The organism is Delftia sp. WSY_22, from assembly GCF_043104185.1.
GTDB classification, from domain to species: Bacteria; Pseudomonadota; Gammaproteobacteria; order Burkholderiales; family Burkholderiaceae_C; genus Comamonas; species Comamonas tsuruhatensis.
Genome location: NZ_JBICKN010000018.1, coordinates 34,473 through 47,540 on the forward strand (window position 1 = coordinate 34,473; position 13,068 = coordinate 47,540).

At 59.0% G+C, this 13,068-nt stretch carries 12 protein-coding genes; 3 read left to right on the top strand and 9 right to left on the bottom strand.

Features of this window, described 5'->3' with window-relative positions; all coding sequences use genetic code 11:
- Positions 1-4 precede the first annotated feature (4 nt).
- The 4 genes from ACF8NF_RS09970 to ACF8NF_RS09985 are packed head-to-tail and all read right to left on the bottom strand — an operon-like array spanning position 5 to position 5,552.
- On the bottom strand, positions 5-697 hold the full coding sequence (locus ACF8NF_RS09970; RefSeq protein ID WP_016451730.1) for a response regulator: 693 nt from the start codon (positions 695-697) through the stop codon (positions 5-7).
- Between the two features lie 47 nt (positions 698-744).
- Positions 745-3,678 (bottom strand): ATP-binding protein, encoded by a 2,934-nt coding sequence (locus ACF8NF_RS09975; protein ID WP_338500672.1) that lies wholly within the window; start codon positions 3,676-3,678, stop codon positions 745-747.
- 25 nt (positions 3,679-3,703) lie between these two features.
- Complete coding sequence (locus ACF8NF_RS09980) at positions 3,704-4,876, bottom strand: EAL domain-containing protein (RefSeq protein WP_203400940.1); 1,173 nt, start codon at positions 4,874-4,876, stop codon at positions 3,704-3,706.
- A gap of 19 nt (positions 4,877-4,895) precedes the next feature.
- Positions 4,896-5,552 carry a response regulator transcription factor gene (locus ACF8NF_RS09985; RefSeq protein ID WP_016447065.1) on the bottom strand — a complete coding sequence of 219 codons (657 nt, stop codon included), beginning with the start codon at positions 5,550-5,552 and terminating at the stop codon, positions 4,896-4,898.
- 348 nt (positions 5,553-5,900) lie between these two features.
- Here ACF8NF_RS09985 and gloA point away from each other — a divergent pair, with 348 nt between their 5' ends.
- Complete coding sequence (gloA, locus tag ACF8NF_RS09990) at positions 5,901-6,350, top strand: lactoylglutathione lyase (RefSeq protein WP_026062330.1); 450 nt, start codon at positions 5,901-5,903, stop codon at positions 6,348-6,350.
- A gap of 94 nt (positions 6,351-6,444) precedes the next feature.
- Here the strand turns inward: gloA and ACF8NF_RS09995 are convergent, their stop codons facing one another.
- Positions 6,445-6,969 carry an OmpA family protein gene (locus tag ACF8NF_RS09995; protein WP_392450539.1) on the bottom strand — a complete coding sequence of 175 codons (525 nt, stop codon included), beginning with the start codon at positions 6,967-6,969 and terminating at the stop codon, positions 6,445-6,447.
- A 238-nt stretch (positions 6,970-7,207) separates the two neighbouring features.
- Here ACF8NF_RS09995 and ACF8NF_RS10000 point away from each other — a divergent pair, with 238 nt between their 5' ends.
- The gene (locus tag ACF8NF_RS10000) at positions 7,208-7,831 is read left to right on the top strand and encodes a gamma-glutamylcyclotransferase (RefSeq protein WP_047473238.1); all 624 of its coding nucleotides are present in this window, start codon (positions 7,208-7,210) and stop codon (positions 7,829-7,831) included.
- 150 nt (positions 7,832-7,981) lie between these two features.
- Positions 7,982-8,593: a superoxide dismutase family protein gene (locus tag ACF8NF_RS10005; RefSeq protein WP_046985507.1), complete on the top strand. Its 612-nt coding sequence runs from the start codon at positions 7,982-7,984 to the stop codon at positions 8,591-8,593.
- Positions 8,594-8,614: 21 nt separating this feature from the next.
- On the opposite strand, the gene ACF8NF_RS10010 is transcribed toward ACF8NF_RS10005, so the two are convergent.
- Genes ACF8NF_RS10010 through ACF8NF_RS10025 form a run of 4 tightly spaced genes read right to left on the bottom strand, consistent with a single transcriptional unit; the run spans position 8,615 to position 13,067 of the window.
- Positions 8,615-9,391 carry a CoxG family protein gene (locus tag ACF8NF_RS10010; protein WP_151019512.1) on the bottom strand — a complete coding sequence of 259 codons (777 nt, stop codon included), beginning with the start codon at positions 9,389-9,391 and terminating at the stop codon, positions 8,615-8,617.
- Positions 9,381-9,887 (bottom strand): (2Fe-2S)-binding protein, encoded by a 507-nt coding sequence (locus ACF8NF_RS10015; RefSeq protein ID WP_252652093.1) that lies wholly within the window; start codon positions 9,885-9,887, stop codon positions 9,381-9,383. The genes ACF8NF_RS10010 and ACF8NF_RS10015 overlap by 11 nt, the downstream gene beginning before the upstream one ends.
- Complete coding sequence (locus ACF8NF_RS10020) at positions 9,884-10,780, bottom strand: xanthine dehydrogenase family protein subunit M (RefSeq protein WP_016447072.1); 897 nt, start codon at positions 10,778-10,780, stop codon at positions 9,884-9,886. Before ACF8NF_RS10020 ends, ACF8NF_RS10015 begins: the two co-directional genes overlap by 4 nt.
- Positions 10,773-13,067 (bottom strand): xanthine dehydrogenase family protein molybdopterin-binding subunit, encoded by a 2,295-nt coding sequence (locus tag ACF8NF_RS10025; RefSeq protein WP_392450540.1) that lies wholly within the window; start codon positions 13,065-13,067, stop codon positions 10,773-10,775. Before ACF8NF_RS10025 ends, ACF8NF_RS10020 begins: the two co-directional genes overlap by 8 nt.
- Between the last annotated feature and the right edge of the window lies 1 nt (position 13,068).

Genomic DNA, 13,068 nt, shown 5'->3' on the forward strand with positions numbered 1-13,068 from the left:
TGCATCATTGAGATCTCGATGATGTCACCCACCCACATTCCAAGGCATATTTCATAAGGTCTATGTCTCGCTCTATGCCGAGCTTTTGCATGGCCTTGACTTTTTGCGTGCTGATGGTCTTCTTGCTCCTGTTGAGCTTGGCTGCAATTTCATCAATGCGCAGGCCAGCAGCGTACAACCGGACTACCTCGGACTCCTTGGGGCTCAGCTCGGCAGGCACTCTTCTCTCCCCCTGCACTCCGCCCAACCCGCCTGCACCACCTCTTTCCAGCCGCTCGGCGATGGCTGGCGAAAAATAAACTCCGCCAGTGAATGCCGCGTGGATCGCGGGAACAAGATGCAGCACCGGATCGGCCTTGCTGACAATACTGATGTTCGAGACACGACCCAGAGCCTGCAGTATTGCCGAGTTATCCAGCATGGTCAGGACCACCAGACCCAATTTTGGGAATCTTCTCGATATATATCCGAATAGATGCAGTCCATCTCCATATTGCCCGGTCGGCATGGAGTAATCGGATACAAGCACATCAAAACCTCCCTCTTCCAGCTTTTGAATCAGATCGGTTGAATTTGAAACACTCCCATTCAATGCAATTTCTGACTCACCAGACAATTCATGCCTGACACCTGATATTATCCCAGGATGATCGTCCGCCAACAATACGGATATTTTCAGGTATTTTTTATAGTCCATGGTGCGTAAATATGAATAACCTGACACCAGCCGGCTTTCAACCTTTCTCACAAATCTTTCAGAACGTCCATGAAATTCACGAGCTCCACATCGACCGCTCGAAAATCTCGCGCATTGACAAGAGAAGAAATCCTATCAAGCGCCTGGACTATGTCATTGAACCCTGCCACTGCAAATGCCCCCTTCATGGCATGAATTTCCCTATGCACAGCCACGAGATCTCTTTTTTCCAAGGATTTCTTCAAGGAGATCAAGGATGCTTGTGTTGTTGAGACAAGAATGTCACGGTAGCCAGAAATCTTGCTTGTTCTTGCCGGCAATGCATCCACTTGGCAAACCCCGGACTTGCCGATATTTCTATCAATGAATTCCTTGATGCTTTTCAGGGAGGCTGGTTTGACGATGATGTCGGATATGCCGAATTTGGCACATTTATCCCTTTCATGCTTGCCTGCGTTTGCCGTTATTGCCCCCACTCTAATCCCGGGGTAATCCTTACGGATGTGCTGTGCAAGCACATAACCGTTCATGCCGGGCATCTGCAGGTCGGTTAGAACCAGGTCATAGGCCAGCTGTGCCAGCATGCTCAAGGCAGATTCCCCTCCTTCTGCAGAATCGGCCTCATACCCAATGATCCTCAGCTGATCCAGCAACAGCATTCTGTTAACAGGGTGGTCATCCACCACCAGAATCCTTGCCGAGAAATCCTCTCGTTCGTCCTCCGAAAGCAGGACATCGCCATCCTCCCAAGCGACAGCGGATGATGCGGGCTGCGCATGGTATGCGGGCAGCACCAGCTCGAAAATGCTGCCTTTTCCAAGGACACTTGAAAACCGGATCTCCCCTCCCATGAGGTGGGCCATCCGCTGGCACAGCGTCAGCCCAAGTCCGGTTCCTCCAAACTTCGTGGCGATTTCCGAGCCGGCCTGCTTGAACGCATCGAAGATGAACGCATGCTGCGAATGATGAATACCTATTCCAGTATCCGATACCTTGATGTTCAGCTCGCCGGATCTGTCGGATGCATATACCTCTATTTTTCCACTCTTGGTGAACTTCAAGGCATTGCTGAGTAGATTGTTGAGTATTTGCTTGATGCGCTCAGCATCGCCAAGATATCCAGACTTCAGCGAATCATCGATGGTCAGGGAAAATTCAATTTTTGCCTCTGTCACCAAGGGTTTATAGATGGACGCCACCTGCCTGATCACGGACTTGAGATCGAATCCGGCCATCTCGACACTCATCTGACCAGACTCGACCTTCGAGAAATCGAGGACATCATTCAACAGAGACAAAAGAGAATGTGAGGAATTCGAAATGATGTCCAGCCGTGTTTTCTGCTCCATGGACAGAATGCTTCTTCCCAGTATTTCCAGATTCCCCAGTATCGCATTGAGTGGAGTGCGTATCTCGTGGCTCATTACCGCGAGAAAAGATGATTTTTCATGGTTTGCCTCTTCCGCAGCCTTCTTTGCATCCTCCAGGCTTCTTTGGACTTGCTTGTGAGCCGTGATATCGGCAAACCCGCACAACAGCACGTTCCGACCTTGGTATTTTGCCTTCACCATGATCATGGACAGCTCTGCAATGGTTCCATCGTTGGAAATCACCACCTCGCTGGACACGGGCACATAGTCACTTTTCCCGCCACCAAGATATTTCTCCACATAAACTCTGTGGAAATAGCCGATCAATAGCTCGCCAGGGACCGGGCCACGCAGTACTGCACTCTCCTTGTATTTGAACATCATGCTGTTCTCCAACAGCATCTTTTTCTCCTTGAAATCAAGAAGACCAAGTCCGTAAGGAGCCATGGCAATGATGGTTCGACTCAGCTGCTCGGTATCGAAAACATTCTTTGCCTTTTCATAGATTGGAATAAATACCTTTTCGTAGAAATATATCAAAAAGCACCAGAACAAGACAATGAATATCAACGAAAGAATCAAATATACGAACGATTTTCCCTTTAGAAAAACCGCATCCTTCCACGAAAACACGTGGAGCAGAATCATATTTGTATTCGATATCCTCGAGTAGTAATGAAAAAAACCATCCTTGTATACAGCACCATACTTGAACAGAAGATAGCGACTCACCAGGTTGCCTTGGAATTTCGATGTTTCAATATCAAAGAAATCCGCTTTGCTGTAGCCCTCTGGTTCAACACCCAGGGCAACGCTTCCCTGGGAGTCCATGATCAGAAAGGAACTTCTATCCTCACCTTGCTGCATCAGATTCTCAATATGCTGGGTAGGCATGTCACTCACCACGGTGAGAAATGGCTTACCCCTGTGGAATGCAGAAACAACAACCTGGAACGACATTTCACCCGTCAGAATACTTTTGGTCGGGGGAAGCCAAATGGGGTGGCGCACTTGTCCGGAATGAAGTGGAACGCCTTTGTCTTTCGGCAGCCCGGCAATCTGTTGCTGAAGCTCCAAGAGCATCCGTTCCCGCTCAGGCTCATCTGGAATCTGAGGCAGGAGAGCACCGATGAACCCGCCATCCGGACTGAAGGCATATACAGATATGGCTCTTCCATCCTGAAGAAAACTCGAGTTTGCCAGGTATGCAAGCTCCTCCAGCATATCCCTGTATCGCCTGCATGCAGGCTTGTCGCCCTTATCCTCGAGCAAAACCACCGGACTCACACCCGTGATCATAGCGCCCGGCCTGCCAACTCCCGCCGGTTGCGATATATGCGCTTGCCCCCAAAGCAATTCTGATGCGATTATTCCACGCATCATGATGACCTGCTTTGTTTCTATTTCCACCAGAATTCTAGTTCTCTTGTTCTGAAAAATTGACCTTCTTTCCTCCATGAAATCATTGAACTCGAACGATGCCGCAAATAACGCGACAATGATCACAAGGAAAGAAAAGATCAGCCCCCCACCAAAAAGCAGTCTCTTGTTATATCTGGCCAGAAGCAGAAGATCTTCCTTTTCTGCAATTTCTTTTTTATGGATTTCCATCTGGACATCGATATACAGCCATTGCTCAGGCCAATGATCGCCTCATGTAGTCGATAAAATCTTTGCAGGAAAGTGCTCTGGAATACAAGAATCCCTGGGCGACATCAGCATCCATCCTCCTGATCATTCCCAGATCATCAACGTCCTCCACTCCCTCAACAACCACCTGTGCCCGAACATCTTTCGCAAGCGACACCGCTTTGCTCAGCACTCTCTTTGCATGGGCCTGGTTTCTTGCAGCATGCAGCAAAGCCTTGTCAATCTTGATCTGGTTGAAAGGAACGCTAAGCAGGCGCCCTAGGGTTGAGCCGCCCACTCCAAAGTCATCCATTGCGCACTGAAAGCCGCTCATTCGTAAATTCGCAATGACACCGCCCAGGGACTTGTCGAGATCATCCGCCCCATCTTCCGTCACCTCAAAACCGATATTTTCAGGGGAGACCCCTGCATCCCTGATTACGCGCAATGCCGAATCCATCCACTCCCAGGATGCCGCCAGGGAGGCGGATACATTGATGCTGCAGATGAACTGCCCTGAAGGTGCTGCCGATTTGATGAAAGAGATGGACTGCAGGAGCATTTGGAGAGTGAGCTCATGCATCAATCCATGGTCTCCGATAGCCTTCATGAACGCAGCAGGTGGCAACAGTTCCGTGGCCGAAATAGGCCACCGGGCCAAGGCTTCCGCCCCGATGATCCTGCCCGAGCCTGCATGATGCAAGGGTTGAAAATGGGCAACGATTTCGCCGCTGTGCAAAGCGTTCATCAACCTTGCTCTCGGGATCGGCAAGATCGTCCTGGGCTGACCCTCCGTCTTGGTCCGCCCCAGGATACGCAGCAGGAAATCCCCGTTGACCGGCACCTCTCTTGCCATTCTGGAGCGAGATATTGCACAGACGATGTTGAGTGCCAGGCTCCGGGCATAGTCAGCGACCGCATGGAATATTCTTGGTTCGCAGCTGCTGACAAGGATGATGGGGACATCCACTTCACACACTGCCAGATCATTGAGGAACCTCATCAGCTTTTCGCCGATGAAATCCATATCCACAAAGGCCGCATCCGCATTGAATTTCTTCAGTTCCGCCAGAAGCTCATCCGTATTGCTGATCCATTGAATGCCGTGAAAAATTCCTTGCTGTTTGCAACATTGCTGTATCCAATATGGGGCCATCGGATCGTTTGTGGCAACGAGCATTATTTTGCCATGACCGGGACTATTTTCTGGCATCAATCCATCCCATCTCTATTCCATAGCGAATGAGGTCAATGTCCTTGCGGATGCCCAGTTTATTCATGACCGCCACCTTGTGCGTACTGACCGTCTTGATGCTGCGATAGAGTTTTTTCGCTATTTCAGACACTGTCATTCCAGAAATGAAAAGGAGCAGAACTTCCTCTTCACGCTTTGACAGTTCTATCGATGTTCGTACCGCCCCGAGCCATTCGCCGCCAAGCAGTTTGCTTGCGCTCGGCGAAATGAATTGACCATCTGTGTATGCCGCATAGATCGCCGGCACCAGGCTCCCCAAAGAATCTGTTTTATGGACTATCCTGTAGATCCCCTGATTGGCAAGCGACTTGATGATCCCAATATTCTCAATCATGGTCAGCATCACGATCTTGACGCCGGGAAATCGTCGCCGGATGACATTCAGCATGACCAGGCCGTCACCATAGGTTCCGCCGGGCATTGAATAATCAGTCACCAGCACATCGCATTCGTTCTGCCTGAGAAAATTGATGATTTCCGTGGAGTTTTTCGCTCGACCCACAATCTCTATCTCATTTTTTTCCTCCAAAACACTTTCTATGCCTGCCAGAACTGCCGGATGGTCATCGGCAATCAGTATCCGCAAGACGAAATTTTTCATGACTCAAAAAATTAGCAAGAAGAACATTCCTATTCTAGGCAGTGGCGCACTAGGATTTAATTGGATTAATCTGATTTTTCCACTTCAAAATCTAAGATTTGTCTGATTTTTTGACCCAATTGCTGCGAATTCGGGCGTCAGTCCTAGGGAGTACTCCTAGAATTCAACAGATAGTTGAATCGGTGGTTGAATGCGTTGCAGGCCAAGCATCCGGACCACGCGGGAGTCTGTGGATGAGATGCACGCGCCCGTGCAGGAGCCCGCGACCGATGCCGCGGTGGGGCTGAAGCGACCTCACCCCATGGCCGAGCGCGTGAAGAGACCGCCAAATCCCGGCACAATCCGTGGATGCGAATCCTTCACACCATGCTGCGCGTTGGCAATTTCCAGCGTTCCATCGATTTCTACACACAGGTTCTTGGCATGCAGCTGCTGCGAACCTCAGAGAACCCCGAGTACAAGTACTCGCTGGCCTTCCTGGGCTTCGAGGGCGGCAACCCTGGCCAGGCCGAGATCGAGCTGACCTACAACTGGGGTACGGAGTCCTACGACATGGGCACGGCCTACGGCCATATCGCCATTGGCGTGCCTGATGCCTATGCCGCCTGCGAGAAGATCAAGGCGTCCGGCGGCAACGTGACGCGCGAGGCCGGCCCCGTCAAGGGCGGCACCACGGTGATTGCCTTTGTGACGGATCCGGACGGCTACAAGATAGAACTCATACAGGAGAACTCACGCGCCCATGCCGGCGTGCAGCCAGCTGGCGGCGAGAAGTTCGATCCCCTGCGCAATTCCTGATCCACGCAGCCCCAAAAACAAAGGCCCGGAGCGTTCATCGCTCCGGGCCTTTGTTTTTAGCTGCGGCTGCTGCCAGCCGCACTGCTGATCCGGTTCAATCCACCAGGATCACTTCCACCCGGCGGGCCTGGGCATTGCTGCCATCGGCCTGCAGTTGTTCGGGCTTCTTGAGTTCGACCTTTTCCTCGGCCACGCCCAGTGCCGACAGGGCAGCCTGGACTGCCAGGGCGCGCTTCTTGGCCAGTTCGGCGTTGAGTTCGGCGCTGCCGGTGGCGTCGTGGTATCCAGAGATCACGGCGCGCTTGCCGCCCTGCACACCAGCCACCACATCGGCCAGCGCTTCATTGGCGCCAGCCGCCAGCTCGGCCTTGGCCGATGCGAAGTAGAACTTGACCACGCCGTTTTCGACAACGACACGCGCCACGTCTTCCTCCAGGACCACAGGCGTCATCGCCGGCACAGGTGTGGCGCCGGTTGTCGTCTTTGCAGGACCATGCGCAATGCCGCGCTGGTAGACCACGACACCCACGACCGTGGAGACGACGAGCGCAATCAGCGCAAACAAAAAGCCCAGGGCAAAACGTTGTTGGCTGTCGTCGTCGGATTGACTGAAGGACATGAAGCACTCTCCGTGAATGAACTGTTGAAGGAAACCAGAAAGACTGCGAAAAACCGGCCGATTGTAGAGGGCCGCCGCCAACGGCCCTGCGCACCGCCCAAGCCCCGTGATACCACCCGGCACGAACTGTGGCGCCGCAGAGACAAAAGGCCGGCCGTGCAAGGGCAACGCAGGCGCTTGTGCACCGTTTGGGCCGACAGGCGTTAAAACGTCATTGTTCCTTCACGCCACAGCGCCCATGTCCGCCCTGCCAGAATTCTCATTTGCCCGCCGAGAGTCCCAGCCCATGCTGGACGAGGCGCTGCACCGATGGGGCGGAAGCGACGACCTCTGGATCTTTGGCTACGGCTCGCTGATCTGGCGGCCGGATTTCGATTTCTGCGAACGCCGCACGGCCCGTGTCTTTGGCTGGCACCGGGCATTGAAGATGTGGAGCACCATCAACCGCGGCACGCCCCAGAATCCTGGATTGGTCTTTGGCATGCTGTCCGGCGGCAGTTGCCAGGGCATGGTGTTCCGCATTCCCCGGCACCACGGCCATGACGTCATGAGAAAGCTGTGGCAGCGCGAGATGGCCAATGCCGTCTATGACCCCCGCTGGCTGCCCTGCCGCACCGGCCAGGGCACGGTGCAGGCGCTGGCGTTCACGCTGTCCCGTCAAAGCCCCAATCACACGGGCGAGCTGGCGCCCGAAGACTATCGCCGCATCTTCAGCGAGGCCAAGGGCATCTATGGCAGCACGCATGACTATGCGCGCGCAACCTTCGATGAGCTCAAGCGCCTCGGCATCCGGGACCGTGCCTTGCAGCGCCTGCTCAGCTACGCGGGCCAGCCTGAAGCGGGTGCGCAAGCCGCGCGCTGACGCTTTGATGCGATTGATACGCTGATGCGCGCAGGCGCACAACGCTGCCCTCTCCGACATATCCACCGTATTGCACGCTGCAAGATGGCGGCTGCGCGCAATGCGCCTCACAACTTTTCCAGCACGGATATCAACCAGGAGATTGCCACCATGCGTTTGAACGCTTCCCCATCCACCCCGTCCACCGCCGTGAAGCTGCTGATGGCAACCGGCATGGTGCTGGCCCTTGGGGCCTGCGGCAGCCAGGCCAAGCCTCCTGCCGCAGCCGCGGCGTCCACCCCGGCAGCCGTCACCGCAGCCCCTGCCGCCCGCAACGTGGCCATGGCCCAGCTGCAGCCCACGCAAGGCAGCAAGGTCAGCGGCAGCCTGCAGTTCACTGCCCAGGCCGATGGGAGCGTGCGCGTTCAGGGCTCGGTTCAGGGGCTGGCGCCCAACAGCGAGCATGGCTTTCATGTCCATGAGAAAGGCGATTGCTCCAGCCCTGATGGCCTGAGCGCGGGCGGCCATTTCAACCCCACAGGCCACGCCCATGGCCGCTTCGATTCCGCTGTCCACCACGCAGGGGATCTGCCCAGTCTGCGGTCAGACGCGCAAGGCATGGCCAGCATAGATTTCGTTTCGCGCGGCCTGGCACTGGATCAGAGTCCCAACAGCGTGGTGGGCCGCGGCCTGATCGTGCACAAGGACCCTGACGACTACACCACGCAGCCCACCGGCAATTCGGGGGCGCGCCTGGCCTGTGCGGTGATCACGCGCGGATGATGTGCTCGGCCGGGTCTGCGTTCAGCGCAGGCAGTCGCGCAGCCACGCCGCGCACTGCTCGGCGCGCGCGCCCGGCCATTGGACGCTGACCGTGGTATCGCCACGGCGCAGCTCGACATGAATGGTGTCGGCAGCGCCCGCGCTGCCCTCACCGCTCAAGCTGCCGATTAGCCGTCCCCACCAGCCACGGCCCCGCAGGTCTTGGGCCGTGGAGGAGAGCTCCGAAGCTGGCGCTGGTGCTGGCGAATTCCGGGCTTGCACCACCGTTTCCCCGGCTGGCTCGGAGGCCGGCGCGGGCGCGACAGGTGCAGGCGCCTGCATGGTCGCCTTGCCCGCAGCGGGCTCCCCTCCCCCGCCTTCGAGCCGCGCGGCCAGATTGTTACCGAACTCCTCCCATATTCGGTCGGCCTTGGTCTTCATCACGCTCAGGCCGAAGGCGCCCAGACGGCCCAGCAGGTCCACGTCGATCTTGATGCGCAGTTCGGTGCCTCCATCCGGCGTGGCGCTCAGGAAGATTTCACTGCGCTGCTTGAGCGAGCTGGCCACCGAGGTGTCTTCTCCCGTTCCTTCCACGCGCAGATACTCGGGAGCGCGTTGCTCGACGATGCGTGTGCGCAGCTTGAACCTGGCGCTGATGAAGGAGATCTTCTGGTGCATCACCGCCACGTATTCGGTGGGGCTGACCACTTCGATGGACTGCATGCCCGGCACGGCACCTCCCATGACCTGGGGATCGAGCAACAAGGCCCATACCCGCTCTCGCGAGGCCGAAACAGTCAGGGTTTTCTCAATTTCCATGCATTTTCTCCGCGGCCACAAGGACCGATTCCACGATCTGGGTGTAGCCCGTGCAACGGCACAGGTTGCCGTTGAGGCCATGGCGAACTTCGTCCGTGCCGGGAAGGGGGTTGCGCCCCAGCAGATCGCAGGCGGCCATGATGAAGCCCGGTGTGCAGTAGCCGCACTGCAGGCCGCCGCATTGCATGAAGCTTTGCTGCAGCGGGTGCAGCCGTTGTGACGGGTCTGCGCCCGCACCCCCAGCAATACGGTCGGCCAGGCCTTCGATGGTGGTGAGCGCGCGGCCCTGGACCTGCACGGCCAGCAGCAGGCAGGACTTCACCACTTCGCCATCCAGCAGCACCGAGCAGGCGCCGCACACGCCCGTCTCGCAGCCGCGCTTGGTGCCCGTCAGGTGCAGGTCATCACGCAGAAAATCCGACAGCAGCCGGCGCGCAGGCACGTCCACGCTGCAGGGCTCGCCGTTGACGGTGCATTCGATGCGATGTCGGCTCATGCCAGCTCTCCTTGTTCCAGTGCCAGGTCCAGGCCAAACAGTTCGGCCACGGTGCGCCGCACGTTGACGCGCACCATTTCTCGGCGGAAATCCGCCGAGCCGCGCAGGTCCGAAACCGGTGTGATGTCGGCCGCGACGATGTCACCCGCCTCGGCCGCCAAGGCCCAGGTGAGGGCACGGCCTTCAAGAAAGCCCTCGGCGCGCCGCTGGCGCACGGGTATGGGCGTAGAGGCGCCCACGACGAGACGCGCGTCGCGGCAGATGCCCCCGGCGGTGTGCGCCACCAGGGCCACGCTGGCCAGCGGCCGGTGTTCGGCCGCTGTGCGCAGAAAGCGCGTGTACACACCGCTGCGCCGGTCGTCTCCTTGCCCCATGGGCGGCACGCGGATCTCGCTGACGATCTCGTCGCCTTCCAGCGCCGTGGCGTAGTAGTCGACCAGGAAGTCCTCGATGTCCAACAGGCGCTCGCCTCTTGCGCTGGCCAGCACGATCTGGGCGCCCAATGCCATCAGGCAGCCGGGCGGGTCGGTGGAGGGGTCGGCATAGCAGAGATTGCCACCCACCGTGCCCTGATTGCGCACCTGCGGGTTGGCCATGCGCTGCGCCATGCCGGCCAGGACAGGATAGTGATGCGACACCAGCGGCGAGGCCGCCAGTTCGGCATGGCGCACCAGGGCGCCGATACGCAGGCCACGCACCGGGTCGAAGTCCAGGCCGCGCAACGCATCGATGCCAGCCAGCGAGACCAGGTGCGTGGGCGCGAGCATGCGCTGGCGCATGCCCAGCATCAAGGCCGTGCCGCCGGCGATCACGCGGCAGTCCTCGCCCAGTTCGGCCAGCAACCGGCTGGCCTCCGCCACCGAGGTGGGCTCCAGGAAGTCGAAGTCATGCATGACGGCCCTCCTCGGCGCGTGCGCGCAGCGCCGCCAGGATTTTTTCGGGCGTGATCGGCAGATCGCATATGCGCACGCCGATGGCGTCGTACACGGCGTTGGCGATGGCAGGCGCTCCCGGCAGGATGGCGGTTTCGCTGGCCCCTTTGGCGCCATAGGGGCCGTTGGGGTCGTTGGACTCGACAAAGCCGCCGCGCAGCAAGGGCACGGCGTCGGCCGTTGGCATGGTGTAGTCGGCGAAGTTGCCGTTGTCCAGGCGCCCGCCTTCCAGGTGCAGTTGCTCGTAAAGGGCCCAGCCCATGGCCTGGACGGTGGCCCCGTTGGTCTGCCCATGGATGGCGACGGGGTTCAGCGCCTTGCCGCAGTCGTCGGCCACATAGCTGTCAAGCACCAGGACCTGGCCGGTTTCCGTATCGACCTCGACCTCCACTGCCTGGGCCGCGAAGGAATAGGCCGGCGCGATGTTGCCGTGCAGCTGGGCGTCGTGCATCTGCGTCTGGGCATCCCAGGTGTGGCTGACCTGTATGCCCTCGCCGCCATGGCGCCAGATGTGCTGGCGTGCGAGCTCGGCCATGCCTGCCGCACGGTCGGTGCCGCGCACGCGCACCTGACCATCGGCCAGCTCCAGGTCGTCGACCTGCGCCTCCAGCACGACGGCGGCCAGGGCCAGCAGCTTGCTGCGGACCGCCTGCGCGGCACCTATGGCGGCATTGCCTGCAGCCATGGTCACGCGCGAGGCCAGCGAGCCTATGGCGAAGGGCGTGCTGTCCGTGTCGGGTGCGGCCACGCGGACCTGCGACAACGGCAGCGTGAGTTCATGGGCGACGATCTGGCTGAGCATGGTGGCCGCGCCCTGGCCCATGTCGCACTCGCCACTGAGCACAAGCACCTGGCCATCCTCATGGATGCGCACCACCACGGTGGAGCCGTCCCAGTTGCCCATGGTGCGGTTGCCGCTGACATGCATGGCCGCGGCCATGCCCACGCCCCTGCGGCGGGCGCCAAGGGCCTGGCGGGGGCGGGCGCGCTTGCCGCGCCAGTCGATGGCATCGGTGGCCTGGTCTATGCACTCCTTGAGGCCGGCGCTGCCGATCTTCCAGCCATGCACTGTCACGTCGCCGGCTTGCACTGCATTGAGCTTGTGGACTTCGGCCGGATCCAGCCCCAGCTGCTCGGCCATGATGTGGATGTGGCTGTTGAGCGCGAACAGCATCTGCGTACCGCCAAAGCCGCGGAACGCGCCGTGCGGCGGGTTGTTGGTATAGACCAGGGTGGCGTGCGATCGGACGTTGCCCTGCCTGTGCATGTTGTCGCTGCGCATGGCACTGACGTGCATGACCTCGGCCGACAGACCCGCATAGGCACCGCACTCGGCAACGATGTGCACCTGCTTGGCGAGGATGCGGCCATCACGCGCCATGCCCAGCTTGAGCGTGATGCGCTCGGGGACGCTGGAGCAGCAGGCCAGGAAGTCCTCCAGCCGGTTGTTGACCAGGCGCACGGGCCGCCCGGTGCGCAGGGCCAGCAGGCCCGCCACGAGCTGGTTGTCGTCCTCGACGATCTTGCCGCCAAAGCCGCCGCCCGTGGTGGCCTGCACCACGCGGATGGCGGACACCGGCAGCTCCAGCGCCGCCGCCAGCCGGGCACGCGCCAGGAAAACCGACTGCGTGGAGGTCTGTACCAACAGGCGGCCATCGGCGTCGATGGAGGCCAGGGTTGCCATGGGTTCCAGGTAGCCCGGGTACTGCGCATGCGTGGTGTACGTGGCTTCATGAACCAGATCAGCTGCGGCGAATCCGGCATCGGCATCGCCGCGCTCGAAGCGGATCTCGTGGGCGATGTTGCCCCGGCCCGGATGAACGCCGGGCGCTTCTTCATCCAGGGCTTCCTCGGGCGACAGGATGGCGGGCAGTTCTTCGTACTCGACCTCGATCAGGTCCAGCGCATCGCGGGCGATCTCTTCTGTGGCGGCAGCCACGGCTGCCACCTCTTCCCCCGCAAAGCGCACCAGGCCGTCGGCCAGGATACGCCGCTCCTTGTGGCTCACGCCCCAGGGCGTGCGCGGTGCATCTGCCCCGGTCAGCACGGCTTTCACACCGGGCAGCGCACGCGCTGCAGCAATGTCGATGCGCACGATGCGCGCATGCGGATAGGGGCTGCGCAACAGCTTGGCATGCAGCATGCCCGGCAGCTTGAGGTCGCCCGCGTACTGGGCACGACCTAGTACCTTGGACAGCGCCGTGACCTGGGCCGTCTCGCGGCCCAGCGTGGAATTCGAGGTATTCATG

Coding starts and splice junctions, on each gene's coding strand:
- ACF8NF_RS09970 (WP_016451730.1), bottom strand. CDS start 697: ATGGACTATAAAAAATACCTGAAAATATCCGTATTGTTGGCGGACGAT.
- ACF8NF_RS09975 (WP_338500672.1), bottom strand. CDS start 3,678: ATGGAAATCCATAAAAAAGAAATTGCAGAAAAGGAAGATCTTCTGCTT.
- ACF8NF_RS09980 (WP_203400940.1), bottom strand. CDS start 4,876: ATGCTCGTTGCCACAAACGATCCGATGGCCCCATATTGGATACAGCAA.
- ACF8NF_RS09985 (WP_016447065.1), bottom strand. CDS start 5,552: ATGAAAAATTTCGTCTTGCGGATACTGATTGCCGATGACCATCCGGCA.
- gloA (WP_026062330.1), top strand. CDS start 5,901: ATGCGAATCCTTCACACCATGCTGCGCGTTGGCAATTTCCAGCGTTCC.
- ACF8NF_RS09995 (WP_392450539.1), bottom strand. CDS start 6,969: ATGTCCTTCAGTCAATCCGACGACGACAGCCAACAACGTTTTGCCCTG.
- ACF8NF_RS10000 (WP_047473238.1), top strand. CDS start 7,208: ATGTCCGCCCTGCCAGAATTCTCATTTGCCCGCCGAGAGTCCCAGCCC.
- ACF8NF_RS10005 (WP_046985507.1), top strand. CDS start 7,982: ATGCGTTTGAACGCTTCCCCATCCACCCCGTCCACCGCCGTGAAGCTG.
- ACF8NF_RS10010 (WP_151019512.1), bottom strand. CDS start 9,391: ATGGAAATTGAGAAAACCCTGACTGTTTCGGCCTCGCGAGAGCGGGTA.
- ACF8NF_RS10015 (WP_252652093.1), bottom strand. CDS start 9,887: ATGAGCCGACATCGCATCGAATGCACCGTCAACGGCGAGCCCTGCAGC.
- ACF8NF_RS10020 (WP_016447072.1), bottom strand. CDS start 10,780: ATGCATGACTTCGACTTCCTGGAGCCCACCTCGGTGGCGGAGGCCAGC.
- ACF8NF_RS10025 (WP_392450540.1), bottom strand. CDS start 13,067: ATGAATACCTCGAATTCCACGCTGGGCCGCGAGACGGCCCAGGTCACG.